We start from the raw sequence: 23,862 nt of genomic DNA on the forward strand, positions 1-23,862 counted from the left end.
TAGCTCTTGTTTCGACGCGTCTTTGCGATTCGAGGTGATGCCGTCTAATCGCCAGGCGCTCCAGGCGCCCTTCGGCATGAACAAAGATGTGACCGGGACCCAAGATTGGGCAGCGGAGGCAATGTGCGCAGTGTGCCGGGAGTTCGATCAGCTCGGCGTATCGAGTGCAAACGGCCGAAGACGATTTCAACCGGCAGCTTCGGCGCATTCTCGTCCTGCCAGGGCGGCCGATATCAGTCGGCCATCGCCCAACCGTACTTACGCACAAAGGCGTCGCATCCGGAAAAGCCGGTTGCCAGCCGTAACAGGTCTAGTGCCGTAAAGGAAAGTATACCAGGTCTTACGACTGGGCCATTTGCTGGAGGCGGGTATAAGCTGCCTCCGCGCTCATCTGACGCTGATCCTTTTCTTTGCGCGCTGCCCCGACGGCTGCAGCCAGAGCCGGCATGGCAATCTTGCCATAACGATCCTCGAGCTTTTCCCGCTTGTCCTGAGCGGGCTGCTGGAGACGCGATCCCTCGATGTCCATAATCTGGTCCTCAACCAAGATACACGACAGCTACGTGTGCAGATTTACGCAGGTACGACAATAACTTGGCTTATAATTGACAGCGAAGGCGCGGGAATTATGACGGAACGGCGACATGATTGGCCCAATTGCGACATCGATGCTATTTTGCTGCAACATGTTGCAAGAACGTCACAAGTAAATGAGCCGCCACGTCATAAAGAAAAGCCGCGCTTTGCGGCGCGGCTGCGATTCATTCATAAGTTCAATATTACCAGTATGCCGCATTCAAGCCGTCGTGGCCGCGTCGCATATCGACAAATGCAGAATGTTTTCGCTCAAGCGGCGAGATCGTCGTCTTCCTCGCGCAGGCAGGCTGGCATTTCATATTTGGGTTTTTCAGGCTTGGCCACCACTCGCGCCACCTGCGCCGCAGCGGCGGCGACAGCCGAAATGCCGATGGCACGATAGAGGTGCTGCAACTGTTCGCGCGGGGACCCCTGCTGGGGTGCGGGCCCTTCGCTCGGTCGGGCAGAGGAAAGAGGGGAGGTCGTCATGATTAACTCCATACGCAACGACACGCTCTACTTACATTCACCCTGAAGGTGCTTTGAAGCGAGGTGAGGGCCGGACTGTGAATATTTGGCGGCGAAGCTATCATGGTTAACGTGAAAGCCCCGTGATACTTCGCACGGCATGGTGAACAGTATAAGCGCAGCCACCTGAATGTTCGATTAACCGGGCTGCCGGCGCCGGCGATTTATGCCCTCGGCAGGGCCCAGGGCTGTACGCTGACGATGGACCAGGGCGTACCGCTCTTGCGGCAGGATTTGCCTTGGTACCATTGCGCCGGGTTCGATCCCCTGACCGTCCCGCCGCTTTGGCCCGACTGTGCCGCTACGAAGCTGCGGCAGGTGAGCTTGTTCTCGACATAGGGCTCGGCCACGGGCGTCACCGAGCCATGGGCGTTGGTCGCCATGTTGGACCATTGAATCGAAGCGCCTGGATTCTGGGGATCCATGGCGGCCTGCAGAGCGGCCTTGGCCTGCTGCCAGTCGGCATCGGTCATGCTGGCGTTGAAGCGAAGATCCTGGGCGGGGATCGAGCCCGTCGTCGTCTGGTCCTCGGCGGAACCGAAGATCGGGCCGAGCGGCGTCGAAATGGCGCAGCCTGTCAAAATGACACCGGCGAACAGCGCTGACAGTGGGCCGCGGACGCGGTACGCGTTATAAGCGCCCTTGAAGACGAACAGGCTGAACACAGTGGAGCCACCCCAATGACCATGACGTTAGGTAATCCTGGCACGGGCGAGTTAACGCCGGGTGACTCCGCCGGCTTCCTGGATGCGTCCGAACCATTTTTGTTGTTCGCGCAGTGGCTCGCGGAGGCGGAGAAATCCGAGCCCAACGATCCCAACGCCATGGCGCTCGCCACGGTGGATCCCGAAGGGCTGCCGGATGTGCGCATGGTGTTGCTCAAGGGCCTCGATGACAAGGGGTTCGTGTTCTACACCAACACCCAGAGTGCCAAGGGCCAGGAATTGGCCGGCACGCCCAAGGCCGCCCTGCTGTTTCATTGGAAGAGCCTGCGCCGGCAGGTGCGGGTGCGCGGGCCGGTGGAGCGCGTTACGGATGCGGAGGCCGACGCCTATTTCGCCACGCGCCCGCGCGGAAGCCGGATCGGTGCCTGGGCCTCGCAGCAGTCGCGGCCGCTTGAGGGGCGTTTCGCCCTCGAAAAGGCGGTGGCGACCTATACGGCCAAATTCGCCATCGGCGAAATTCCGCGCCCGCCCCACTGGACGGGCTTCCGTATCCTGCCGGTGCAGATCGAATTCTGGCACGACAGGCCGTTCCGGTTGCATGACCGCCTGGTATTCCGGCGCGGGCAGGCGCACGGTGGCTGGCAGCGAGAGCAGCTCTATCCCTGAGATCATCCGGCCCCGGCGATCCGAATGATGGCCTGACCTTCGCTCGCCTGTCGCGGCGATCCGTCGCCCTATTTCATTTGGGCGTCGTGATATCTATGTCTTGTGGCATGGCTCCCTGGAGCCGCCTCTTTTTCGATCGGTTATTCTCATGGCAAGCAGTTCCGCCCAGCATCCGCAGCGCGCGATGATCCTCACCGGCGCCTCCCGAGGGATCGGACACGCGACCGTCAAGCGCTTTTCGGCGGCGGGCTGGCGGGTCATCACCTGCTCCCGCCATGCTTTTCCCGAGGAGTGTCCTTGGGAGGCAGGGCCGGAGGATCATATCCAGGTCGATCTCTCGGACCCGGGCAATACAGAAGAAGCGATCGAGGAGATCAAACGCCGTCTCGACGGCAGCGGCCTGCATGCGCTGGTCAACAATGCGGCGATCTCGCCCAAGGGCAAGAACGGGTCGCGCCTGAGCAGCATCGACACCGGTCTTTCCGATTGGCAATGGGTGTTCCAGGTTAATTTCTTCGCGCCCATCATGCTCGCGCGCGGGCTGATCGAGGAACTCGAACAGGTCAAGGGATCGGTGGTGAACGTCACCTCGATCGCCGGCGCGCGTGTCCATCCCTTCGCCGGTGCCGCCTATGCGACGTCAAAGGCGGCCCTGGCGGCGCTGACCCGCGAAATGGCCTCGGACTTTGCGCCGCGAGGTATCAGGGTCAATGCGATCGCGCCCGGTGAGATCGATACGTCGATCCTGTCGCCCGGCACCGAGAAGATCGTGGCTCAGATCCCGATGCGCCGCCTCGGTACGCCGGACGAGGTGGCCAAGACCATCTATTTTCTGTGCACGGATCAGAGTTCCTATGTGAACGGGGCCGAGATCGCCATCAATGGCGGCCAGCACGTCTGACGGCAATCTTCCGGGAACACAAGGCGGCGGATTATACGTCCGGCATGACGGTGCGGGTCTATTCCTCAACAAATAGGTCTATCGCCCCTTCCCCCCTGCGCAGCCTTCCGTTATTCATGCCGTTCCTTTCGAATAGGCAGTTGCGGAATGACAGCAAGTGGATTGATGGCCGGCAAGCGCGGCCTCATCATGGGTGTGGCGAATAATCGATCGATCGCCTGGGGTATCGCCAAGGCGTGCAGGCAGCATGGCGCCGAGCTCGCCTTCACCTATCAGGGGGATGCCCTCAAGAAGCGCGTCGAGCCCTTGGCTGCCGAACTCGATGCCTTGGTCGTCGGCCATTGCGACGTCACCGACGGCGCCAGCATCGATGCCGTGTTCGCCGAGGTCGCCGCCAAATGGGGCAAGCTCGACTTCATCGTCCACGCCATCGCCTTTTCGGACAAGGATCAGCTCGACGGCCGTTATATCGAGACGACCGAGGAGAACTTCACCAAGACGATGCTGATCTCCTGTTATTCGCTCACCTCGGTCGCCCAGCGCGCCGAGAAGCTGATGACGGATGGCGGCTCGATCCTGACGCTGACCTATTACGGCGCCGAGAAGTGGATGCCGCACTACAACGTCATGGGCGTGGCCAAGGCAGCGCTCGAGGCGAGCGTACGCTACCTCGCCGCCGACCTCGGCGAGAAGGCGATTCGGGTCAATGCCATCTCTGCCGGTCCGATCAAGACTCTGGCCGCCTCCGGCATCGGTGACTTCCGCTACATCCTGAAGTGGAACGAATACAACGCGCCGCTGCGCCGCACCGTCACCATCGAGGAGGTGGGCGAAGCGGGGGCCTATCTGCTTTCCGACATGTCGCGCGGCGTGACCGGCGAAGTGCACCATGTCGATGCCGGTTACCATGTGGTCGGCATGAAAAATCCGACCTCCCCGGACATCACGCTCGCCGGCAAGGACTGAGCGGGGGAGGGCAGGCTTTGGAGCACCGGTCCAGCAGTTCATGAGCGGCCGGCAGCACGAAAACGAGACGGGCGTCCGCCGGCTGGCGTCATGCCCGTTTAGGGAGGCAGGACGGCCTCCCGTCTGGTTCATGCGTCCAAAGCAGGAGTAAGCCCGTGGCGCCCACACTTTACTTCATGCGCCACGGCGAGACCGACTGGAACGCCGAAGCGCGCCTGCAAGGCCAGCAGGACATTCCCCTCAACGAAGCCGGACGCAGGCAAGCCGCCGAGGCTGGCCACAGGCTCGCCGAGATCCTGCCTGAGCCGGATGGCTTGCCTTGGCTGGTCAGCCCGCTGGGACGCACGCGCGAGACGGCGGAACTGGCGCGCAAGGCGATCGGCTTGCCGCCGCAGCGCTACACCACCGACGATCGCCTCAAGGAGCTGACCTTCGGCGATTGGGAAGGCCGCACCTGGGCCGAATTGCGTTCGGTGGACCGCAACATGGTGAAGGCGCGCACGGCCGACAAATGGGCTTATGTGCCGCCGCGCGGTGAGAGCTACGCCATGCTGCACGACCGCATCGCGCTCTGGCTCAAGACGGTGACGCAGGATCAGGTGGTCGTCAGCCATGGCGGCGTCGCCCGTGTGCTGATGGTGCTGCTGGCCGGAAAAGCCAGCGGCCAGGCCGCCGAGGAACCGATCTGGCAGGGCAAGCTCCTGGTCTTCCGCAACAAAACGGCCGAATGGGTCTAGAATATCTTCGCGGCTGACCAGAACCGCCGAGGCGGGTAGCGGCTTCGGCGGTTCTGGCCATCAGGTCCGGATCAGGTGACCGGGCCACCCTTGCGCTTGCAGCTTTCGCGGAACTTCTTGCGGGGCGTGCCCTTCAGTCCCTGCTTGTCGGCGGCGTCGGAGCAGGCCTTGGAAATGGCCGCCTTCTTGGTGGCATCGACCGCCGGCTTCTTGGCCTTCGGAGTCGTCGGCGTGGCACTTGGCGCCATCTGTTCGGTCGGCGCGGCCGTCGCCGGCGGCGCGGTTTCAGGCGTGGTCTGTGCGGAGGCAGCGCCAACACCCAAGGAAAATGCCAATGCAATTGCCGGAAGCAGGCCAAAATGGCGGACGTTCATGGTATTTCCTCCAGTATATTCGACGTCGATGACGATTTCGATAGCCAGCCCGCCCCAGGCATGGAACCATGACATGGCCGAATTTTGACCTTCGTTTGAGAATTCGGCGGCGGCATCTGATGAAATCCTGTTTCGATCCTATTTTACGCCTCACTTATTCTGATCGGCGGAAGCGGCAATGCCGGCGCTCGCAAGATTGTCTTCGACCTCGGTGAGGCACGGCCGAAATTGAGTTTTGGCGCGAATGCTGTAGAAGGCGGCCATCACCCGTTCCCTGCGAGTTGCCATGTCGTTCAACAGCTTCGGCCATCTCTTCCGCGTTACCACCTATGGCGAGAGTCATGGCGTGGCGCTGGGCTGCGTGATCGATGGCTGTCCGCCGCGCCTTCCGATCAGCGAAGCGATGATTCAGGGTTTCCTCGATCGCCGCAAACCGGGCCAGAGCCGGTTCACCACGCAGCGTCGCGAACCCGATACCGTGCGCATTCTCTCGGGCGTGATGGCGGACGAAGCGAGCGGGCAGTTGCTGACCACAGGGACGCCGATCCATTTGATGATCGAAAATGTCGATCAGCGTTCGAAGGATTACGGGGAGATCAAGGACAAGTATCGCCCCGGCCATGCCGATTATGCCTATGACATCAAATACGGCATTCGCGATTATCGCGGCGGCGGGCGTTCCTCGGCCCGCGAGACGGCGGCCCGGGTAGCGGCCGGCGCGGTGGCCCGGCAGGTCCTGCCCGGCGTGACCATCCGGGGAGCCCTCGTGCAGATGGGCCCGCACAAGATCGATCGCAGCCGTTGGGACTGGGAGGCGGTCGACGCCAATCCGTTCTTCTGCCCGGATCCGGTCGCTGCAGCCTTCTTCGAGGAATATCTCGATGGCGTGCGCAAGGCGGGCTCTTCGATCGGCGCGGTGATCGAGGTGGTGGCCGAAGGGGTGCAGCCCGGTCTCGGTGCTCCGATCTACGGCAAGCTCGATTCGGATCTCGCCGCGGCGATGATGAGCATCAATGCCGTCAAAGGCGTGGAGATCGGGGATGGCTTCGCCGCCGCCGAACTCGGAGGCGAGGCGAATGCCGACGAAATGCGCATGGGCAATGACGGACGGCCTCTGTTCCTCTCCAACCATGCCGGCGGCATTCTTGGCGGCATCTCCACCGGGCAGCCCGTGGTGGTGCGCTTTGCGGTGAAGCCGACCTCCTCCATCCTGCAGGAGCGCCGCACGGTCGACCGCTATGGCCGGGACACCGATATCGTCACCAAGGGGCGCCATGACCCCTGTGTCGGCATCCGCGCCGTGCCGGTGGGAGAGGCGATGATGGCCTGCGTGCTGGCAGATCATCTCCTGCGTCACCGCGGGCAGGTCGGCACGCCTGCGGCCTGGCCATTCGAAGCATGATGGGGGGGGGGGTCTTCACCCGCCATCTCGGTTCCGTTCCGGGCGGGCGCGAAGATCCGCCCCCGTTTTACCGCCCGATATCGTAGCCCTTCTCGCGCAGCTTCACGAGAGCGGTTTCGAGTTCGGGATCAATCTTGCTGGGCATGATGATCCGGGGCTGCACGATGAGGTCGCCCGGCCCGTCCTTGGCCTGCACGCCCTTGCCCTTGAGGCGGAAGGAGCGCAGCCCCGTGGTGCCGGCGGGCAAGGTGAGATCGACGGAGCCGTCCAGCGTCGGCACGCGCACCTTGGCGCCGAGGGCGGCTTCGTAGAGGGTCACGTTGACGTCGACGCGGACGTTCTTGCCTTCGGCGCGGAACGTGTCGTGCGGCGCCACGGCCACCGTGATCAGCGCGTCGCCGGGCTCGCCGCCGAACGGGCTGGGCTCGCCCTGGCCCCTGAGGCGAATGGTCTTGCCGGGAGCGATGCCGGCCGGAATGGAGGCGTCCACCACGCGGCCCGGCCCGAGCTCGACGCGTGTCTTGCCGCCCAACGCCCAGACGGTGAAGGGAATCTGTCCGGTGACCTGGATATCATCACCGCGGGGCGCACCACCGGCGCGCGCGCCGCCGCGCTGGGCTCTGCCACCGAACATCTCGCTGAGGATATCGTCGAAGCCGCTCGCGAAACCGCCGCCACCGCTGCCGCCCCGGGCATTGCCGAAATTGAACTCGAAGCCGCCGGTGTCGCGCCCGAAGCCGCCGGGACCACCCGCGGCCTCGAAGCCCTGGAAACGCGGCTTGCCCTCGGCGTCGATCTCGCCTCGGTCGAACTGGGCCCGCTTCTTCTCGTCACCGACGATTTCATAGGCGCTGTTGACCTCGGCGAACTTCGCCGCGGCCTTGGCATCCTTGTTCTGATCGGGGTGGTACTGCTTGGCGAGCTTGCGAAAGGCCTTCTTGATCTCAGCCAAGCTTGCCGTCTTGGAAACGCCAAGGACGCTATAGGGGTCACGCATGTTCAAAATCTCTCCCGCCGGCCCCCTGATGGGCAGCCCGCACCGTGGCACAAGGCCCACGTGCGCCAAACACATGGGATTTAGCACGAGATTCCGCAATATGCTTGCGCCGCGAAATCTCGGGAAGACGGCGACCTCCACCCATGTGGGAGGTCTGGCGCCGGTTTGACGCCTGGTCGATGATCTCTGTTCCAACCTCCTGTTTCCGCGCGAATTCGGTATGCCCCGCCGGCTAAATTCCTTATGGAGGGCGGGAAAGGGCTATAGACTGGGATTCGCCATGCCGATACGCGCCATACTCTTCGACAAGGACGGTACCCTGGTCGATTTTCATCTCACCTGGAGCGCCGCCGCCTACGCTGCCATGCAGCGCCTGAGCGGTGGAGATCCCGAGAAGATGGCGCGGCTGATCGAGATCAACGACTACGACCTGGAAAGCCATCGCATCCTGCCGCACTCGGTGCTGGTGGCCGAATCTTCGGCCGATTACGGGGTCGCCTGGGCCGAAGTGCTTGGGGAGGTCGCCGATACGGCCTTTTTCGAGCAGATGGATCGCATCTTCATCGAAGAGGGCCTGAAACACGTCACGCCCATCGGGGATCCGCCCTGGCTGCTCTCCACCTTGAAGGCGCGCGGCTATCTGCTGGGCATCTGCACCAACGATTCCGAGGCAGGCGCGCGTGCCCATTGCGAAAAGCTCGGCCTGATACCCTGGCTCGACGCCGTGCTCGGCTATGATTCAGGCCATGGCCGCAAGCCGGAGCCTGGCCCTGTGCTCGGCTTTGCCAGGGCGTTCGGAGTTGCGCCGCAGGAGATCGCCTTGGTCGGCGATTCCACCCATGACCTTCACGCCGTCAGGGCGGCCGGGGGCACCGCCATCGCCGTGCTCAGCGGTTTCGCCCGGCGGGAAGAACTCGCGCCGCATGCCGATCATGTCATCGAGAGCGTGATGGACCTGCCCGCTCTGCTGCAGTCTCTTGCGGGCGCGCCCTGATGCTGCGACGCCCGGTGCCGCCGCCGATCGGCTGGGCCCGTGCCGCGCAGACCTTGGCGGTCTTTGCCTTCGAGGTCGTCGTGATCTCGTTGCTGTTGCTGCGTTTTCATCTCGCCCCGCTCCAGGCCGGCTTTGCCGCGCTGTGTGCGGGGCTGCTGGCAGCCTGCGCCGCCTTGCTCTGCGCGGTGATCGCCTTTCAGGTGATCTGGCGCAAGGGCGAGCGGGGCTTCGGCCGGGCCTTCAGCGCATTCCTGCTCGCCATCCTGGTGCTGGCCCCCGCCGCAATCGCCGCCAGCCTCGCCCTCAGCGTGCCTGCGATTGTCGATGTCAGCACCGATCCCGACGATCCTCCGCCCCTGGCTCATGCCGCCCGCACCCGCGGGCCGGACGCCAATTCGACGGCCTATACCGCGGGGCTCGCCGCCTATCAGCGGCAAGCCCTGCCGCAGATCCAATCGATTCTGCTCGACGTGCCGCCGGACGACGTCCGCAAGATCGCGCTTCGCCTGATGCGGGAAAGGCGCTGGCAGGTGGTCGGCGATCTGCGTTTCGGCGAGATGGCGGCGCGCATTCGTCTGCCGGACAGCATCCGGGGGGATGGCGATCCCGCGGACTCGGACACGACGGGCGGCGGGCCCGCCGGTTCTGCCGCCGCGCAAAGGCGCTTCAGCGATCGCATCGAAGCAGTCGCCTCATCCGCCGTTCTGGGCACCGTCGACGATATCGCGCTGCGCATCCGGGGCGAGGGCGGCAAGACGCGGATCGACATGCGCTCGGCTGCTCGCTACGGCTCCTATGATTTCGGGGCCAACGCCAAGCATGTGCAGAGCTTCATGGCCGAATTGCGCGATCGGGCCCTGACGCCGGATCAGGCCAGCCAGTAGCGGCCTGCCAGGGAAGGGGCGCCCTCGGTGAGCACCTTGCCGCGCTGGACGAGGTCTTCGAGATGGGCGAAGAGGTTGAGGGCCGCCGCTCCCTGCAACCCGGCCGGCAGTCCTGCATAGACTTTGGCGGTCAAGGGCGTGATCGGCGCGGGGCCTTCGCCCAGGGCCTGAAGGATCGAGGCCTCGCGCATGCGGCGATGCTGGATCATGGCGCGCAGGAAGCGCTGCGGTTGCTCGACCGGACCGCCATGGCCCGGGAAATAGCGCGTCTCCGGCCTGCCGAGGAGTTTCTCCAGCGAGGCCATATAGTCTCCCATCGAGCCGTCGGGCGGTGCGACGATACTGGTGGACCACGCCATGACATGGTCACCCGAGAGCAACACCTTGTCCGCCTCGATCGAAAAGGCGAGATGGTTGGCGCAGTGGCCGGGCGTCTCCAGCGCCGTCAACGGCCAGTCCGGGGGGCCGAAGCGATCGCCCTCGTCCAGGACCACGTCAGGTTGGAAGGCGAGGTCGCCGGAAGCGTCGAGCAGATTGGTCTCGCCCTCATGCAAGGGGCGGGCACTGCGATGCGGGCCGGCGCCATAGGTGGGCGCGCCGGTCGCCGATGCCAGCGCCGATGCAGCAGGCGAATGGTCGCGGTGGGTATGGGTGACGGCGATCGCCACGACTTCCTCGCCCCGCACGGCCGCCAGCAGGGCCGCGACGTGGGCGGGATCGTCCGGACCGGGGTCGATGATGGCGACCTTGCCGCGCCCGACGATGTAGGAACAGGTGCCGGTAAAGGTGAAGGCACCGCCATTGGGAGCCAGGATGCGGCGGACGCCCGGCGACAATTCCTCGAGGACGCCCGGGGAGGGCGCCTCGCGGTTATATGGTATGTCTTCGCCCATACGGATTTCCAAAATCGGTAAAATTTGTCTGCTGCGGCAAGGGTGGATTGGTCCTGCGGCCCATATCGCCTCTTGCGTACAAGCGCCCTTTGGATGAAACTCTTTTCGTACTGGTGTGGAATGGATCTGGTCATCCGGCCAGATCGGGACTGGGAGCGTAAGATGGCGCAGAGCGGCACCGTCAAGTTCTTCAACACCCAAAAAGGCTATGGCTTCATAACGCCTGACGATGGTGGACGCGACATCTTTGTTCACATCACCGCAGTCGAAAGTTCCGGTCTGGGTACATTGTCGGAAGGCCAGAAGATCTCCTTCGATGTCGAGCCTGACAAGAAAGGCAAGGGACCGAAGGCCGTCAATTTGGTGAAGGCCTGACCGGTATTTCCGCATTTGCAGCTGAAATGCGGTAATGGAAGGACGAGCGCTCGCAGTCGCTCATGATTCCAGCACCTGGTTTTCGGCACCATCATGCAATTGCGCTCCTCGCCTCCTTCGCCCTTTGGTCGGAAGGTCAAGATCGCCGCCCATTATCTCGGCTTGTTCGATCGCATCACCGTGGTTCCTGCGGATACCAATGATCCGCAGGACAGCCTGCGCGGGCAGAATCCGCTCGGCAAGATCCCGGTGCTGATCCTGGATGACGGGGCCGTCCTCTACGACAGCCGGGTCATTCTCGATTATCTCGACCACCTCGCCGGTGGCGGGCGGATCGTGCCGCAGGGCCCGGCGCGTTTCGAGGTGCTCACCCGCCAAGCCCTCGCGGACGGCGTCATGGATGCCTCGCTGCTCCAGGTCTATGAGGCGAGGATGCGCCCCGAAGATCAGCGCAGTGCCAAATGGCTCGACATCCAGGCTGGCAAGGTCGCGCGCGGCCTGGCTCAGTTCGAGGCGCGGGCAGGGGCCTTCGACCCGGCGCTGGACGCGGGAAGCATCGCGCTGGCCTGCGCACTCGGCTATCTCGATTTGCGCTTTGCGGGAACCTGGCGGCAGCATCATCCCAAGCTGCAGACCTGGCTTGCCGCCTTCGAGGCGGAGATCCCGGCTTTCGGCCTGACGCGTCCCCAATGAAGCAATGAGCCTGAACAGCACCCCTATCGTTTCCGCCCGGCCGGCGCGAGCGATCTGCCCTTGCCGGCGCGGCATCTGCGGGCGGAGGGGCGCCGATGATCGTCATCGATCCCGATCCAGCCAATCGGTGGGCACAAGCGGTCTATGCCAAAGCGGGCTTTCAGGCGCGGAATGAGGTGTCGACCAGGGATGGCCCAGCCCTGTTGATGATGTTCATCTGAGAGCCCGATAGGGAGCTAAAGCGTTTTTCAGAAAAATCGCACTTTGATCTAGCGCTGCGGCATCTCTTCACGCTGGCGCGCCTCCCAGGCCGTGCGCAAGGCCGCGCTCTCGCCCTCGAAACGCTCCTGCATGACCTCGCAATGGCGGATGCGGTCGGCCCTGAAGCTGCGGAAATCCCGGCGCAGTTCGCACCAGGCCACGACATGCATCACTTCGACATAGTAGACCATGGCGATCGGTCGGACGACCCGCCGGCTTTCCCGTTCCTCTACATCGACATAGTGCAGCAGCAATTTGCGCTCGTCGCGAATGGCCAGGCGAATGGCGCCAAGATCGATGCTGATCGGCTCGGGATGGATCCATTGCGGCACGAAGAGCCGGGTCTTGTCGATGGGTTCGCGATTGGGGATCGGCAAAACGGTGGCGATCTTGGCGCGGATCGAGTCCGCGGCCAGCTTGAGTGCCCGATCGTCGGTGCGCTCCAGCAGGCCGAGAGCGACCACGAGGGCTTCGACTTCCTCGATGGACAGCATCAGCGGCGGCAGGTCGTAGCCGGAGCGCATGACATAGCCGATGCCGGCTTCGCCGTAGATGGGCACCGACAGGGCCTGAAGCGAAGCGATGTCGCGGTAGATGGTACGTTTGGCGACTTCGAGCTGCGCGGCGATCGCCTCGGCCGTCACCGGCTTCTTGGCGACGCGCAGGAGCTGGATGATCTCGAACAGGCGGGTGGTGCGGCGCATGGGAGGCAAGCCGTTGAGCGCGGTCCGTAGGAAACGCTGACTGCTGACAGATTCTTGGCAGCAGAGTTCTGCTTCAATCCGGCATCTGTCAATCGGCATCCAGCCATATCGGAGATCGCAATGTCCATTGAAGGGAGCATGCCGGCGGCATACGCGCCGCGCCATATCGGCGTGGCGCTGGTGATGGCCTCCGCCATCTTGTGGAGTTCGGCCGGCTATTTCACGCGGGCGGTGCCTCTCGACATTGCCGCCCTGCTGTTCTGGCGCGGCCTGTTCGGCGCGCTCGCCAGCCTTGCCTTCATCCTGGCGCTGGAAGGCCGCAACACCTGGCGCAGCTTCAGGGCGATGGGATGGATCGGCTTGGGCTTCTGCCTGCTGTCCAGCCTGGGCATGGCCTGCTTCGTGGCGTCGCTGCGGCTCACCAGCGTGGCCCATGTCTCGATCATCTACGCGACGGTGCCCTTCGTGGCCGTCGGCCTGGCATGGCTGGTGATGCGAGAACGGGCTTCCGTAGCGGTGCTGGTCGCCAGCTTTTTCGCCGTTGCGGGCGTGGCGCTGACCGTGGCCGGCGGCAGCGCGCAGGGGAGCCTGATCGGCGATGTCCTTGCATTGGCGATGACGATACTGGTTGCCGCTTTCGTGGTGATGCGACGGCGCTTTCCCGATGTGCCGCTGGTACCGGCCGCCTGCCTGTCGGCTCTGGTGCCGGCGCTGATCAGCGCTCCCCTGATGTCGAGCTGGCCGACGGATGGTCGTGAGGTCGCCATGCTGGTTGCCTTCGGCGTAAGCAATATGGGATTGGCACTGGTCTGCTTCACCATTGGCGCGAAGTTCATTCCGGCGGCACAGACGGCGCTGATAGGTGCCTTGGAGACCCCGCTTGCGCCCCTGTGGGTCTGGCTTGCCTTCGGAGAGGCGCCGGGAATGGCGGCATTGGCTGGTGGCGGCATGGTTCTCCTGGCCGTGATCGGCAGTATGGTCTGGGAAGGCCGGGCACCAACGGCCAAGGGCTGCTGACGATCATCGAACGAAAAAGGCCCGGCAGTGATGCCGGGCCTTTTCGGAGCGCTGTCTTCCGAACGGATCAGAAGTGATAGTTCACGCCCACCTTGATGTCGCTGCCGCTATAGCCGGCATTGACCACACCGCTGCGGATGTCGAAGTCATCCTTGCCATAGCTGGTGTAGTTGTATTCCGCCCGGACCGAAACTTCCGGGGTCACGCGATATTCGGCACCGAAGCCGGCGGTCCAGCCGACCTGCCACTGCGAATCCTTGGCGCCGAAGCGGTTGATTTCGACGTCGCCGAAGGCCAGACCGGCCTTGATGTAGGGCAGGAAGTCGCCCATGGCGTAACCCAAGCGGGGTGTGATCGAGCCGTTGAAGCCGTAGGTGCCCTTGTGGCCGTCATATTTGTCGGTGATGTCGGCATAGTTCAACGAGCCTTCGATGCCGACCACGATCGGATCGTACTGCATGTTGTAGCCGGCCTGCACGCCGCCGGTGAAGCCGCTGGCCTCGTTCAAGCGGACGCCGCGATTGGCATCGAAGTCACCGGAAAAGCCGTAGCCGAGATTGATACCGGCATAGAAGCCCGTCCAGGTCACATTGGAAGCCGGTGCCTGGTAGGCCGGAGCGGGTTCCTGATATTGCGGAATGTCGGCCGCAAAGGCGGACCCGGTGATCAGCGTCGCTGCTGTGGCGAGAAGAAGCTTTTTCATCGTGAACTCCTGGAACTCATACACGCGATGACGCCGGTATCCCCAACCCATCGAACAATCATGCGACCGTGTTACGTGAAGACTCTTAAGAGAAAGTTGCCTGATGGGTTTATTAAGTAGATTTAACAAGGCAATATTATGGCAATGATTTCAATTATATTTGAAATGATTTGTTAACCATAATTTATGTTCTGTATATTCTCTTAGGGTAAATTGAGTTTATTATAGTTAACGGGAGATTAATATTACGAATTCTTGGGTTGTTCTACGATTTGTCATTCCCACCCGGCGGCATAGGGCGCCGGCGCGTTGGCAAAATCGGAATGAACCGTGCCCAAATCATAGTTGAACGCCGTCGCCCGGGCGGACCAGCGATTGTGCTGAACGCCACCGCAGGCCAGATCATCGCCTCGGCCCGAGGTCAGACCGGGCAGAAGGCAAAGGCTTGTCGGGCGCGCATTATGCGCGAGCGAGCGATTCTTGCCGCTTTCTCCCGAGGGATTGACCGGAATGGAGCCAACGATGTCGATGTCATCACCAGTCGACGGGCGTGCCGGCTTGGCGGCCGCCTGCGGAACGACGCCTGCCAGTACCGGTGCCTTGGTCACGGCAATGAAGCGGCCGGTCCACACCAGCGAGAGGGCGGAGGGTGCCCCGGGCACGGCTTCGCCGGCCTGCGCCGTTCCAATGAGGGGCTGCCAGGCCAGTATCGCGCAAGTGAGGAAAGTGACCTTCAGCATCGTGTCCCAGTGTTGCCTGTTCCGGTGCCAAAGCGCCTTGCGAGTTGAGGGAAGCACCACAATCGCAAAGACGCGTCGAACCAAAGAGCCGGAGCAAAAAAGCGTTCCGCCGTGAGCGCGCTTTACTCCAGTGCTGGCATGGGCCAGTTCGTCACTTGAACACTGCCCGGTGGTCGATCGACGTTAACGCTGGGCAGCAATCTGCCCGCATCGTAAACGCAGTATGAAGACAAGCCTGCGGAAGGAATGGAGAAAATGGTGGAAAAGGCCAAAGAGCTTTGTTCGGGGGCGCAGCGCGCTTTGGTGACCGGCGCTGCCAAGCGTATCGGCCGCAGCATCGCCCTCAGCTTGGCGCAGGCCGGATATGACGTCGCGCTTCATTGCAATCGCTCGCGCGCCGAAGCGGAGGATGTGGCGGCGCATATTGCGGCTATGGGACGCAGGGCCTGCATCGTGGTGGGGGACCTCTCGGCGGGAGACAAGGTGAGTGCGATCGTCGAGGAGGCGCATGCCGGCATTGGCGTTCTCGACCTGCTGGTGAATTCAGCCTCGATGTTCGAGGCCGACGGCGTGGGCACCCTCCGTGCGCAGGTCTGGAACCGGCAATTCGCCGTCAACGCCCAGGCGCCGATCTTTCTCGCCCAGGCTTTTGCGGCCCAGGTCGACCCGCGCGCCTGCGACCCCTCCATCGTCAATCTGATCGACCAGCGCGTGCTGCATCCCCGGCCGGACTATGTTTCCTATTATCTCAGCAAATCCGTGCTGCATGTCGCCACGCAGACCCTGGCGCAGGCTCTGGCCCCACGGATCCGTGTCAACGGCATCGGGCCGGGCCCGACCCTGCAGGCGGCTTCGCAGACCCCCGAGGAATTCGCTGCCGAGGCGGCCGGCACGCCGCTCGGCCATGGCAGCGCCGTCGAGGACATCGTGGAGGCCGTGCTCTATCTCGCCCGCGCCCGCAGCGTCAGCGGTCAGATGATCGCCGTCGACGGCGGCCAGCATCTGGCCTGGGCCGAGTAGTCCAGCCGCAATAGCCGGGGCACGCCGGCGATGGCGGGCAATTTCACCGGCATTTTGCATGCCCTCTCGTCAGCGTGCCTCCTGCGTCCTATTTATCAGCCATGACCGACTCGCCCGATCTTGCCGAAACCGAGGAAGCCTCCTCCTCCGTCGACTTCGCCTTCGACGAGAAAGCCGTGCCGTCTTCGCTGCGCGCGGGAACGGCGGTCATTCACGCTTTCTGGAAGACGCTGCCAAACGCACCGGGTGTCTATCGCATGATCGATGCGGAAGGCACCGTGCTCTATGTCGGCAAGGCGCATTCGCTCAAGAAACGGGTGGCGAGCTACGCCCGCGGCATTGCGCCGACTGCGCGCATCGCCCGCATGATCGCCGAGACGGCGGCGATGGAATTCGTCACGACACAGACGGAAACCGAAGCCCTGCTGCTCGAGATCAATCTGATCAAGAGCCTGAAGCCGCGCTTCAACGTGCTGCTGCGCGACGACAAATCCTTTCCCTATATCCTGCTGACGGGCGATCATCCGGCGCCGCAGCTGACCAAGCATCGCGGGGCGCGCACGCGCAAGGGCGATTATTTCGGTCCCTTCGCCAGCGTCCTGGCCGTCAACCGCACCATGAACGCCTTGGAGCGCGCCTTCCTCATCCGTTCCTGCACGGATTCGGTGTTCTCGACCCGCACGCGCCCCTGCCTGCTGCACCAGATCAAGCGCTGCTCGGCCCCTTGCACCGGCGAGGTCTCGATCGAGGATTATGCCGGCCTGGTGAGCGAGGCGCGCGCCTTCCTGACCGGCAAGTCCAAGGCCATCAAGGAGGCGATGGCGCACGAGATGGAGAAGGCGGCCGAAACTCTGGAGTTCGAGCGCGCAGCCCGCTATCGCGACAGGCTCGCGGCGCTTTCGGCCATCCAGTCGACCCAGGGGATCAATCCACGCTCGATCGAGGAAGCGGATGTCTTCGCCGTGCACGAGCAGGCCGGCCAGTTCTGCATCGAGGTGTTCTTCTTCCGCACCGGTCAGAACTGGGGCAATCGCGCCTATTTCCCCAAGGCCGATCGCACGCTCAGCGAGGCCGAAGTGCTCGATGCCTTTCTCGGCCAGTTCTACGACGACAAGCCGGCGCCCAAGCTCGTGCTGCTTTCGCACGAGATCGAGGGTGGGGAGATCCTGCGTGAGGCATTGACGCTGCGGGCCGGCCATCGCATCGAGATCGCGACACCGAAGCGGGGAGAGAAGCGCGACCTCGTCGAGCATGCCCTCACCAACGCCCGCGAGGCACTCGGACGCCGCCTGGCCGAATCCTCCTCGCAGCTCAAGCTGCTGGAAGGCGTAGCCGAAGCCTTCGGCCTCGAAGAGGCGCCGCGCCGCATCGAGGTCTATGACAACTCTCACATCATGGGCACCAACGCCGTCGGCGGCATGATCGTGGCGGGGCGCGAAGGCTTCGCCAAGACGCATTATCGCAAGTTCAACATCAAATCGACGGAGATCACGCCGGGCGACGACTACGGCATGATGCGCGAGGTGCTGCAGCGGCGCTTTTCCCGCCTCATCAAGGAGACACCCAAGGACGAGGCGGCCGAACCGGGCGAGGGGGCGGACGATGTCGCGATGCCCTCTTGGCCCGATCTCGTCCTGATTGACGGCGGTGCCGGCCAGATGCAGGTGGCCCGCGAGGTCTTCGCCGATCTCGGCGTCGAGGACGTCGCATTGGTCGGTGTCGCCAAGGGTGTCGATCGCGATGCCGGGCGCGAGACCTTCGTCGTCGAGGGCAAGCCCCCTTTCAAGCTCGCTCCGCGCGATCCCGTGCTCTATTTCGTGCAGCGCCTGCGTGACGAAGCCCACCGCTTCGCCATCGGTGCTCATCGCCAGAAACGCTCCAAATCCCTGAAGGAGGGGGGGCTCCAGGAAATCGGCGGCATCGGTCCGCAGCGCAAACGTGCGCTGCTGCGGCATTTCGGCACTCTCAAGGCGATCGAGCGCGCTTCGATGGCCGATCTCGAAGGCTGTCCGGGCATCGATCAGGCGACCGCCCGCAAGGTCTACGACTTCTTCCACGATAAGGCATCCTAAACCCGGTTGACGGCGCGACCGCGCCATGTTCCTTCAAGCCATGACATCACCAGCGCCCACCAAGCGGACATCCCCGCTCTCCCTGCCGAACATCCTCACCTATGGCCGGATCGCGGCGGTGCCGGTGGTCGTGGCCTGCCTGTTCTGGCCGGAGGTGATCTGGGTACGCTGGGTCGCCTTCGGGGCGTTCGCCCTGGCGGCGGTGACGGATTATTTCGATGGCTATCTGGCCAGGGCCTGGGGGCAGCAATCCTCGCTCGGGCGCATGCTCGACCCGATCGCCGACAAGCTGCTGGTGTCGTCCTGCCTGCTCATGCTGACGGCGACGGGAACCATCACCATCGGCAATCTGTCCGTGTGGGCGGCCATCGTCATCCTATGCCGCGAGATCCTGGTTTCCGGTCTCAGGGAGTTCCTGGCCGAATTGCGGGTTTCAGTGCCGGTGACTCGGCTTGCCAAATGGAAGACAACCGTCCAGCTCCTGGCGATCGGTTTTCTGCTGGCAGGGCCAGCCGGCGACGCCGTCCTGCCGGGCTGTACCATCATCGGCCTGGTGCTGCTGTGGGTTTCGGCGGTGGTGACGCTCTACACGGGGTATGATTATTTCCGCAGCGGCGTGCAGCATCTGCTGGAGGACGCGTGATGAAGTTGATCTACTTCGCCTGGCTGCGCGAGCGCATCGGCGTGCCGGAGGAGGAAGTCGACCTGCCGGCCGAGGTCAGGACGGTCGAGGATCTGATGCAGTGGCTGTCCGAGCGTAGCGAGGCCCATGCCCATGCCTTCGAGAACCGCAAGATCATCAGGGCGGCGATCGATCGGCGCCATGTCAAGCCGGCTGCGCCGGTTGCCGGGGCCGGCGAGGTCGCCTTCTTCCCGCCCATGACGGGCGGCTGAGCCGGCGGGGAGCAGAAACGGTGAGCGTTCGTCTGCAACGCGAGGATTTCGACGTTTCGGCCGAGGTTGCTGCCTTGACAGCCGGTCGCACCGATATCGGTGCGGTGGTCAATTTCATCGGCATCTGTCGGGCAGGGCCGGAAGACGACCGTATCAGTGCGATGACGCTGGACCATTATCCGGAGATGGCCCAGGCCGAGCTCGAGCGGATCGAGGCGGAAGCGAGCGAGCGCTGGCCCCTGCAGGGCGTCACCATCATCCACCGCCATGGCCGGCTGGTGCCGGGCGACAACATCGTGCTGGTGGTGACGGCCTCGATGCATCGCCAAGCTGCCTTCGAGGCCGCTTCCTTCCTGATGGATTATCTCAAGACGCGGGCGCCCTTCTGGAAGAAGGAGGAGCGCGCCTCCGGTACCGGCTGGGTCGCCGCCAAGGACGAGGACGATGCCGCCGCCGCGCGCTGGACGACGAAGAAGCCTTGATGCGGTTCCCCTGATGCGTTCCCTTGACGACAGACTTGGCCTCTTCCGGCGTGCCATTGCGGCCTATGCGATGGACAAGGAGGGATTTTGATGCCGAACGGATTGAGAAAACTGGCAGGCGTCGTAGTGGCAGCAACCTTGCTGTGCGGCGTCGCAGGAGCGGCTTCGGCCGATTCGGAGTTGCGGGGCGCGCTGTCCCACGTTCCTGCGAAGTTCGCAATGGATCGCAACGGCATTGCCGCCATCTTTGTTAATCTGTCGGAACTGCGTGCGCTCTATGCGGGGAATTTCGCCTCGATGGGACGCCGCATGAGTCTCGGTGGCAACGACACGACGAAAGCGTTCTTTTCTAGCGCCGAGTCTTCCTGGCAAGGGGATACTGGCTTGAAGCGCGACGAGATTTCCAGCTTCACCGAATATGGTACACCGCCACGGGCCGTCGTCCTCTGGCGCTTCACTCGTCCGGACATGGTCGATCCTTTCGTCACGGGGCTCGCCAAGCGCGGTTTCAGCCAGATCGATGGCACATGGCGCAATGGCGACCCGCTGAAGGTGGATTTCACCAAGCGCAATCCTAACAATCCTTTCCTAGGCCCGCTGGGGCGTGCTTCGATGATCGCGCCTCTCAAGGATGGTATCGCCCAGTCCCCCGATCCCGGGGCCGCTATCGAGGCCGGCGCCGTTTCGGCCAAGACCAGTCTCGCCGGTTTGGCACCGTTCGAGGCGGGCCTCGATGGCATCGAGAAGGTGGCTGCCCAGGGTTCGATCCTGCAGGCAATCGTTCTCACCCCGGCGATCTGGATGCAGGGGGACGATGTGACGGATCTGATGGCAACCTCTCCCACCGTCGACAAGAAAGCGCTGGCGGACAAGATGGCCGAGCGGGCGAAGAAACCGATCACGCCTGTGTCCATGGGGGCCATCATCGCCGATGTCGAGACGAAGGAGCCGGCAGGCAGTGGCGTGGTGATCGCGCTGCCCTATGGCGATTGCGACACCGCCAAGGAGGGGGCGAGGATCTTCGCCGACAAGTGGAAGAATGCCGTCGGTCGGGATGGCCAGACCGGCGCGCAGCGGACCGGCAGGGAACCCTCGGTGACGGTGCATCAGGGAAAGGAAGCCTGCGTGGCCCTGCTGTCGCTGGTGGGAACGCCTGACGCCGAACGGGGCAACTCCGTCCTGCGTTATATCACCGGCGCAATCTGGCAGCGCGATTTCAAGGCACTTCAAGGCGGATAGACTCGTATGAAATCAATGCAGCGGACTTTCCACAGAGACAGGGAAGCGCTGCAAAGGCGAAATACACAGATTTTACTTTGTCTAAGTCTCCTTGAAGCGGGGCTCGGTTCAGGGATTAATTGAAAAGAAACCAGAATCTGCACAAATTGTCGCAGGCGGTCATCTTCCATCAACCAGCCGCCACTGAAAGTGGAAGTCGACAATGGAACAGATTCTTATCAACCTGGTGGCAGGCGCGCTTGGCGGCGCCGGCTCCGGCAAGGCTCTGCCGCAATTCGACATGGGCAATATCGGAAACATCATCGCCGGTCTGGTAGGCGGCGGTGTGCTCGGCCAGATCATCACTGCTGTCTGGCCGTCCGTCGCGGCCTCCATGCAGTCGGGCAGCTTCGACGTCGGCTCGATCGTCACCAATGTGATCAGCGGCGGTGCCGGCGGCGCCATCCTTCAGATCATCGCAGGCATGATCAAGAATTCGATGAGCAAGTAGCCGCTGCGACGGTCGCTACGGCAACTGCGTCATCGTGAGCATGGCGAAGCAGTCCACTCTCCCAAGGCGGGAGTCTGGACTGCTTTGTTTCATTTGTGGTGATCGATGCGTTCTCAGCGCGCCAGCGCCGAGGCGACATGGGCGGCATCGGCGTTCAGGGCGCTGCCGAGCAGCCAGACACCGATGATCAGGGCGAGACCGGCAAGCAGCCCGGTAACGACGTCGATCGTCACACCGGCTATGTCGCCTTCTTCAAATCCGTCCTTTGCTGCAAACAATCCCGCCAAACGCATCGTACTAACTCCAACTCACCTTTCACTGTATCGCGGCGCGGTTAACGCCTCGTCTCTACTTGTAAGACCTATTGCGACTTTTCGGTGTTTATGTAGTGTCGAAAAGCACGCCGTGGGCATGTTATTCGACATTGCTGATATGGGCGTGGAGCATGGCGGTCGCCGGCTTTGCGAAAAGCCTTAACCGTTTGTTATTGCTTAATTTTTCGTAACGGGTGGTGCGTGCCTGGCGGCCTGCCGTTCAGCCGCGCAGGAAGAGGCGATAGGCGTCGTTGGCGCTTTCGTCCTCGTAGGGGTAGCCGAGCTCTCCCAGACGTTCGAAAAGCCGCGGGCGATCGGCTACGGGAACCTGGATTCCGACCAGCACACGGCCATAATCCGCACCATGATTGCGGTAGTGGAACAGGGTGATGTTCCAGTCGAAGCCGACGCCGTCGAGGAATCGGAGCAGCGCGCCGGGGCGTTCGGGGAATTCGAAGCGCAGCACCAATTCGTCCGTCAGGCCCGGTGCCCGCCCGCCGACCATGTAGCGTACATGCAGCTTGGCGGTCTCGTCGGCGCTGATATCGACGACGCCATAGCCGAGCCGTTCGAGCTGGCCGACGATCTCGCTCTTCTGGCGCTTGGCATCGGCGAGCTTCAGGCCGACGAAGACATGAGCCTGGCTGCCGCCGGCGTAGCGATAGTTGAACTCGGTGACGATGCGGTTGCCCAGAACCTGGATGAAGCGGCGATAGCTGCCTGTCTCCTCGGGAATGGTGACGGCGAGCAGGATCTCGCGCGCCTCGCCCACCTCGGCGCGCTCGGCGACATGGCGCAGACGGTCGAAATTGAGGTTGGCACCGCTGTTGACGGCGACCAGCGCGCCGGTTCTCTCGGGATTGGCCTGCGCATGAGCCTTCAAACCCGCCAGCGACAGGGCGCCGGCCGGTTCGGACAGCACGCGCATATCCTCGAAGATGTCCTTGATCGCAGCGCACATGGCATCGGTATCGGCGACCAGGACGTCGTCCAGCAGTTCGCGGCAGATCCGGAAGGTTTCCTCGCCCGCCTGGCGGACTGCGACACCGTCGGCGAACAGGCCGACGCGGTCGAGCACCACCCGCTCGCCGGCCGCAATGGCCGCCTTCATCGAAGCGGCATCCACCGGCTCGACGCCAATCACCTTGGTTTCCGGGCGCAGGAACTTGACATAGGAGGCAATGCCCGCCGCCAGGCCGCCGCCGCCAATGGGCACGAAGACTGCCTCGATCGGGCCGGGATGCTGGTGCAGGATCTCGACGCCCACTGTGCCCTGGCCGGCGATGACGTCGCCATCGTCATAGGGATGGACGAAGGTCAGGCCCTGCTCCTGTTCGAGTTCGCGGGCATGGGCATAGGCTTCGTCGAAGACGTCGCCCTTGAGCACGACCTTGCCGCCCCAATAGCGCACGGCATCGACCTTGATGCGCGGCGTGGTGATCGGCATGACGATGGTGGCGGCGATGCCGAGCTTCGTTGCCGAGAGGGCGACGCCTTGGGCATGGTTCCCGGCCGAGGCACAGATCACGCCAGCCGCCTTGGCTTCGGGCGACAGCCGGGCGATGCGGTTATAGGCGCCACGGATCTTGAAGGAGAAGATCGGCTGGAGATCCTCGCGCTTGAGCAGCACCTCCGCGTTCAGGCGCTGGCTGAGCCGCACCATCGTATCCAGGGGCGTTCGCTGGGCTACGTCATAGACGCGGGCATCGAGGATTCTGCGGACATATTCGATCACAACGCACCTGACTGTCGAAAAAAATGGGAGCGGTCTGGGCTCCCCTGTAGAAAAGCCTGTCAGCTTTCATCTTTGGGACGTTCCTGTGGCGCTGTCACGTTTGATTTGCGCCCATTGGCGGAGATAATGTCGCGCCTTGATCCCAATGCTGTTCAGCGATGCTCCTTTGGATTTACACGACCTTTGTCATGGCCGGGTCTGGCCCGGCGCTCCAGCTCCGAGCCCGGCACGGCGGGGGGCTTCTGGATAGCCGGATCGAGCCCGGCTATGACAAACCGGCGTGTTCCTTCATAAGTGAACTACGTTGGCCCTTACCCCTAGAGACCCCATTATGGCCTGCCTGATCCGCCTGTTCCTCCTTGCCACGTTCGTTCTGGCAGGCGCACTGCCCGCCGGCGCGGCCCAGAAGGCGGCGCTGGTGATCGGCAACAGTGCCTATCGGTCGGTGACGCCTCTGGTGAATCCGGCCAACGATGCCAACGACATGGCGGCGGCGCTGGGGCGGATCGGCTATGCGGTGACGCTGGTCAAGGACGGCGA

The 23,862-nt window shown here is 63.3% G+C and carries 30 protein-coding genes; 19 read left to right on the top strand and 11 right to left on the bottom strand.

The window, feature by feature from the left end:
* Positions 1-340 precede the first annotated feature (340 nt).
* From J8I29_RS12850 to J8I29_RS12860, 3 genes are all read right to left on the bottom strand, one after another.
* Positions 341-529, bottom strand: coding sequence for a hypothetical protein (locus J8I29_RS12850; RefSeq protein WP_105862295.1), 189 nt, complete (start codon positions 527-529; stop codon positions 341-343).
* A 317-nt stretch (positions 530-846) separates the two neighbouring features.
* The gene (locus J8I29_RS12855; RefSeq protein ID WP_105862294.1) at positions 847-1,065 is read right to left on the bottom strand and encodes a hypothetical protein; all 219 of its coding nucleotides are present in this window, start codon (positions 1,063-1,065) and stop codon (positions 847-849) included.
* Between the two features lie 203 nt (positions 1,066-1,268).
* Positions 1,269-1,769: an RT0821/Lpp0805 family surface protein gene (locus tag J8I29_RS12860; RefSeq protein ID WP_209431923.1), complete on the bottom strand. Its 501-nt coding sequence runs from the start codon at positions 1,767-1,769 to the stop codon at positions 1,269-1,271.
* Positions 1,770-1,790: 21 nt separating this feature from the next.
* On the opposite strand from J8I29_RS12860, the gene pdxH reads away from it, so the two are divergent.
* From pdxH to J8I29_RS12880, 4 genes are all read left to right on the top strand, one after another.
* Positions 1,791-2,435, top strand: a complete 645-nt coding sequence (pdxH, locus tag J8I29_RS12865) for a pyridoxamine 5'-phosphate oxidase (RefSeq protein WP_209431957.1) — start codon at positions 1,791-1,793, stop codon at positions 2,433-2,435.
* Between the two features lie 148 nt (positions 2,436-2,583).
* Positions 2,584-3,336: an SDR family oxidoreductase gene (locus J8I29_RS12870; protein ID WP_105862292.1), complete on the top strand. Its 753-nt coding sequence runs from the start codon at positions 2,584-2,586 to the stop codon at positions 3,334-3,336.
* Positions 3,337-3,483: 147 nt separating this feature from the next.
* Positions 3,484-4,302, top strand: coding sequence for an enoyl-ACP reductase FabI (gene fabI / locus J8I29_RS12875; RefSeq protein WP_105862291.1), 819 nt, complete (start codon positions 3,484-3,486; stop codon positions 4,300-4,302).
* Between the two features lie 155 nt (positions 4,303-4,457).
* Positions 4,458-5,039, top strand: a complete 582-nt coding sequence (locus J8I29_RS12880; protein WP_245443357.1) for a histidine phosphatase family protein — start codon at positions 4,458-4,460, stop codon at positions 5,037-5,039.
* A gap of 71 nt (positions 5,040-5,110) precedes the next feature.
* Here the strand turns inward: J8I29_RS12880 and J8I29_RS12885 are convergent, their stop codons facing one another.
* Positions 5,111-5,488 carry a hypothetical protein gene (locus J8I29_RS12885; protein WP_245196910.1) on the bottom strand — a complete coding sequence of 126 codons (378 nt, stop codon included), beginning with the start codon at positions 5,486-5,488 and terminating at the stop codon, positions 5,111-5,113.
* Positions 5,489-5,699: 211 nt separating this feature from the next.
* Here J8I29_RS12885 and aroC point away from each other — a divergent pair, with 211 nt between their 5' ends.
* Complete coding sequence (gene aroC / locus J8I29_RS12890) at positions 5,700-6,815, top strand: chorismate synthase (protein WP_209431924.1); 1,116 nt, start codon at positions 5,700-5,702, stop codon at positions 6,813-6,815.
* Positions 6,816-6,882: 67 nt separating this feature from the next.
* On the opposite strand, the gene J8I29_RS12895 is transcribed toward aroC, so the two are convergent.
* Positions 6,883-7,812: a DnaJ C-terminal domain-containing protein gene (locus J8I29_RS12895; protein WP_209431925.1), complete on the bottom strand. Its 930-nt coding sequence runs from the start codon at positions 7,810-7,812 to the stop codon at positions 6,883-6,885.
* A 280-nt stretch (positions 7,813-8,092) separates the two neighbouring features.
* Here J8I29_RS12895 and J8I29_RS12900 point away from each other — a divergent pair, with 280 nt between their 5' ends.
* On the top strand, positions 8,093-8,806 hold the full coding sequence (locus tag J8I29_RS12900; protein WP_209431926.1) for an HAD family hydrolase: 714 nt from the start codon (positions 8,093-8,095) through the stop codon (positions 8,804-8,806).
* Positions 8,806-9,690, top strand: a complete 885-nt coding sequence (locus J8I29_RS12905; protein ID WP_209431927.1) for a DUF1499 domain-containing protein — start codon at positions 8,806-8,808, stop codon at positions 9,688-9,690. Before J8I29_RS12900 ends, J8I29_RS12905 begins: the two co-directional genes overlap by 1 nt.
* Here J8I29_RS12905 and J8I29_RS12910 read toward each other — a convergent pair.
* The gene (locus tag J8I29_RS12910) at positions 9,675-10,583 is read right to left on the bottom strand and encodes an MBL fold metallo-hydrolase (RefSeq protein ID WP_209431928.1); all 909 of its coding nucleotides are present in this window, start codon (positions 10,581-10,583) and stop codon (positions 9,675-9,677) included. The two genes, J8I29_RS12905 and J8I29_RS12910, sit on opposite strands and share 16 nt — an antisense overlap.
* Positions 10,584-10,745: 162 nt before the next feature.
* On the opposite strand from J8I29_RS12910, the gene J8I29_RS12915 reads away from it, so the two are divergent.
* The 3 genes from J8I29_RS12915 to J8I29_RS30290 all read left to right on the top strand — a co-directional run bounded on the left by J8I29_RS12915 (position 10,746) and on the right by J8I29_RS30290 (position 11,872).
* Positions 10,746-10,958, top strand: a complete 213-nt coding sequence (locus J8I29_RS12915) for a cold-shock protein (protein ID WP_068284736.1) — start codon at positions 10,746-10,748, stop codon at positions 10,956-10,958.
* Positions 10,959-11,048: 90 nt separating this feature from the next.
* Positions 11,049-11,651, top strand: a complete 603-nt coding sequence (locus J8I29_RS12920; protein ID WP_209431959.1) for a glutathione S-transferase — start codon at positions 11,049-11,051, stop codon at positions 11,649-11,651.
* A 95-nt stretch (positions 11,652-11,746) separates the two neighbouring features.
* Positions 11,747-11,872: a hypothetical protein gene (locus J8I29_RS30290; protein WP_280870370.1), complete on the top strand. Its 126-nt coding sequence runs from the start codon at positions 11,747-11,749 to the stop codon at positions 11,870-11,872.
* A gap of 48 nt (positions 11,873-11,920) precedes the next feature.
* Here the strand turns inward: J8I29_RS30290 and J8I29_RS12925 are convergent, their stop codons facing one another.
* Complete coding sequence (locus tag J8I29_RS12925) at positions 11,921-12,616, bottom strand: YafY family protein (protein WP_209431929.1); 696 nt, start codon at positions 12,614-12,616, stop codon at positions 11,921-11,923.
* Between the two features lie 138 nt (positions 12,617-12,754).
* On the opposite strand from J8I29_RS12925, the gene J8I29_RS12930 reads away from it, so the two are divergent.
* Positions 12,755-13,633 carry a DMT family transporter gene (locus J8I29_RS12930; RefSeq protein ID WP_209431930.1) on the top strand — a complete coding sequence of 293 codons (879 nt, stop codon included), beginning with the start codon at positions 12,755-12,757 and terminating at the stop codon, positions 13,631-13,633.
* A gap of 67 nt (positions 13,634-13,700) precedes the next feature.
* Here J8I29_RS12930 and J8I29_RS12935 read toward each other — a convergent pair whose 3' ends face one another.
* The gene (locus tag J8I29_RS12935; protein ID WP_181161137.1) at positions 13,701-14,336 is read right to left on the bottom strand and encodes an outer membrane protein; all 636 of its coding nucleotides are present in this window, start codon (positions 14,334-14,336) and stop codon (positions 13,701-13,703) included.
* A gap of 275 nt (positions 14,337-14,611) precedes the next feature.
* Positions 14,612-15,076 carry a hypothetical protein gene (locus J8I29_RS12940; protein WP_105862279.1) on the bottom strand — a complete coding sequence of 155 codons (465 nt, stop codon included), beginning with the start codon at positions 15,074-15,076 and terminating at the stop codon, positions 14,612-14,614.
* A gap of 258 nt (positions 15,077-15,334) precedes the next feature.
* On the opposite strand from J8I29_RS12940, the gene J8I29_RS12945 reads away from it, so the two are divergent.
* From J8I29_RS12945 to J8I29_RS12975, 7 genes are all read left to right on the top strand, one after another.
* On the top strand, positions 15,335-16,096 hold the full coding sequence (locus J8I29_RS12945) for an SDR family oxidoreductase (protein ID WP_348536012.1): 762 nt from the start codon (positions 15,335-15,337) through the stop codon (positions 16,094-16,096).
* 101 nt (positions 16,097-16,197) lie between these two features.
* A complete protein-coding gene (uvrC, locus tag J8I29_RS12950) occupies positions 16,198-18,168 on the top strand; it encodes an excinuclease ABC subunit UvrC (RefSeq protein ID WP_209431932.1) in 1,971 nt (656 codons plus the stop codon).
* A gap of 40 nt (positions 18,169-18,208) precedes the next feature.
* On the top strand, positions 18,209-18,811 hold the full coding sequence (gene pgsA / locus J8I29_RS12955; RefSeq protein WP_105862584.1) for a CDP-diacylglycerol--glycerol-3-phosphate 3-phosphatidyltransferase: 603 nt from the start codon (positions 18,209-18,211) through the stop codon (positions 18,809-18,811).
* The gene (moaD, locus tag J8I29_RS12960) at positions 18,811-19,062 is read left to right on the top strand and encodes a molybdopterin converting factor subunit 1 (protein ID WP_209431933.1); all 252 of its coding nucleotides are present in this window, start codon (positions 18,811-18,813) and stop codon (positions 19,060-19,062) included. The genes pgsA and moaD overlap by 1 nt, the downstream gene beginning before the upstream one ends.
* Positions 19,063-19,082: 20 nt before the next feature.
* Positions 19,083-19,544, top strand: coding sequence for a molybdenum cofactor biosynthesis protein MoaE (locus J8I29_RS12965; RefSeq protein ID WP_209431934.1), 462 nt, complete (start codon positions 19,083-19,085; stop codon positions 19,542-19,544).
* A 90-nt stretch (positions 19,545-19,634) separates the two neighbouring features.
* Positions 19,635-20,783 (top strand): hypothetical protein, encoded by a 1,149-nt coding sequence (locus tag J8I29_RS12970; protein WP_209431935.1) that lies wholly within the window; start codon positions 19,635-19,637, stop codon positions 20,781-20,783.
* Between the two features lie 202 nt (positions 20,784-20,985).
* Positions 20,986-21,273, top strand: coding sequence for a hypothetical protein (locus tag J8I29_RS12975; protein WP_105862273.1), 288 nt, complete (start codon positions 20,986-20,988; stop codon positions 21,271-21,273).
* Between the two features lie 113 nt (positions 21,274-21,386).
* On the opposite strand, the gene J8I29_RS12980 is transcribed toward J8I29_RS12975, so the two are convergent.
* Both J8I29_RS12980 and ilvA read right to left on the bottom strand, forming a co-directional pair.
* Positions 21,387-21,566, bottom strand: a complete 180-nt coding sequence (locus J8I29_RS12980; protein WP_209431936.1) for a hypothetical protein — start codon at positions 21,564-21,566, stop codon at positions 21,387-21,389.
* A gap of 241 nt (positions 21,567-21,807) precedes the next feature.
* Positions 21,808-23,322, bottom strand: a complete 1,515-nt coding sequence (gene ilvA / locus J8I29_RS12985; RefSeq protein WP_209431937.1) for a threonine ammonia-lyase, biosynthetic — start codon at positions 23,320-23,322, stop codon at positions 21,808-21,810.
* Between the two features lie 331 nt (positions 23,323-23,653).
* Here ilvA and J8I29_RS12990 point away from each other — a divergent pair.
* A partial coding sequence (locus J8I29_RS12990) for a caspase family protein (RefSeq protein WP_209431938.1) occupies positions 23,654-23,862 on the top strand: 209 nt, incomplete at its 3' end.

It is taken from the genome of Labrys sp. LIt4, assembly GCF_017813775.1.
GTDB lineage: Bacteria > Pseudomonadota > Alphaproteobacteria > Rhizobiales > Labraceae > Labrys > Labrys okinawensis_A.